We start from the raw sequence: 1,571 nt of genomic DNA, 5'->3' as shown, positions 1-1,571 counted from the left end.
CGCTCGCGGATCTCGCCGAGGCCCTCGGCGAGATCCGCGAGCGACACCCCGGCGAACTCGTCCGCGTGCTGCGGCGATGCTCGTTCCTCGTCGACGGGAACCCTGTGGGCACCCGTGAACATGAGACGGTACGTCTGGCCGAGGGCGGCACGGTCGAGGTGCTCCCGCCGTTCGCAGGAGGGTGACCCCCACATCATGAGCAACCAGCCGTACGGGTACGAGGGCCACCAGGGGCACCCCGGCTACGACGCCCACCAGGAGCCGGAGCAGCAGCACCGGGCCGAGCAGCACCAGGCGCCGCACCAGGCGCAGCAGCAGCCGCCGTACGCGGCGCAGCCGCAGTGGCAGGGGTACGACGAGGGGCAGGCCGCCCACGGGCAGCAGTACGCGCAGCAGTGGGAGGGCCAGACCTGGGACACCCAGGTGCAGCCGCAGACCGCCCCCTTCGCGGCGAACCTGACGGAGACGGCGTACCTGCCGCCGCAGACGGACGGCCGCCCCCCGCAGTACGCCCCGGACCACCAGCCCGGACAGCATGGGCAGGCCGGACCGCAGGGCCAGCCCGGACAGCATGGGCGGACCGGACCGCAGGGCCAGCCCGGTCCGCGGGGCCAGGCGTACCCCCAGGGCCAGGGGTTTGCCCAGGGGCAGGCCCCGGTGCCTTCGCATGCCGCCGCCGGTCAGCCGCACGGGCAGGCGCCGGTGGCTCCGCACGACCACGCCCAGGGGGGCGACTCCGGCGAGGCCGGGCCCGCGTACGGGCCGCCGACGCTCACCGGGAACGCGCGGATCACCGACGCGCAGCGGGCACGGGCCGAGGGACGGTCGCCGATCATCGAGCCCGGCATGCAGCCGGCGCTGATCACGGCGGTACTGGGGCTGCTGCTGGCGGGCGCGGCGGCGATCGGGGAGTACGCCCTCGCCGTACCGCTGGTGATCCTCCAGGCCGTGACGGCGGCGGGCTGGTTCCGGCTGAACGGCATGTGGCCGGCCCGGCAGGGCATCGTGCTGGCGTTCGCGGGCGCGCTCGCGGCGGACGCGGCGCTGTTCGCGGCCGGGCGTGAGCACGCGCCCGCGGCGATCCTCGGGACGCTCGGGGTGTGGGTGCTGCTCGGGATCGTGCTCGGGCTGCGGAGCCACGCGGACCCGGACGAGCGGATGTACGGGCTGATGGCGACGATCGCCTCGGCGGCGCTGGCGATCATCGCGACCGGATATCTGGCGGCGACCGCGGACGCGGTCACCGTCGGCGGGGTCGCTGTCGCGGTGGCCGTGGTGGCGCGGGCACTGCCGTTGCCGACGGCGGCGTCGGTGGTGGTGGCGCTGCTGGCGGCGGCCGGTGCGGGGGTCGCCGTCGGCGGAGGGACCGATCTCGGCAGCTCCGGCGCGCTGTTGGGGGCGGGGGCCGGGCTGTGCGCGCTGGTCGGACACCGGGTCGCCGGCTACGACTACCCGTCCCGGTTCGTGCACTTCACGGCGGGAGTGGCGCTGCCGCTCGCCGCGGCGGCGCCGGCGGTGTATTTGCTGGGCCGGGCGCTGGGCTGAGACCAAGGGCGCCTCATAGCTCGGGG

2 protein-coding genes are annotated in these 1,571 nt (G+C 75.9%); both read left to right on the top strand.

The window, feature by feature from the left end; translation table 11 throughout:
* Nucleotides 1-185, top strand: a 185-nt coding sequence (locus AOK23_RS39725) for a MoaD/ThiS family protein (RefSeq protein ID WP_169800378.1), incomplete at its 5' end; no start/stop codon positions are given.
* Between the two features lie 10 nt (nucleotides 186-195).
* Nucleotides 196-1,545 carry a hypothetical protein gene (locus AOK23_RS39720; RefSeq protein ID WP_055717295.1) on the top strand — a complete coding sequence of 450 codons (1,350 nt, stop codon included), beginning with the start codon at nucleotides 196-198 and terminating at the stop codon, nucleotides 1,543-1,545.
* The last annotated feature ends 26 nt before the right edge of the window (nucleotides 1,546-1,571 follow it).

Origin of the sequence: Streptomyces torulosus, from assembly GCF_001419765.1 — a bacterium.
Taxonomy (GTDB): Bacteria; Actinomycetota; Actinomycetes; order Streptomycetales; family Streptomycetaceae; genus Streptomyces; species Streptomyces torulosus.
This window is presented reverse-complemented; position numbering and strand designations above follow the sequence as displayed.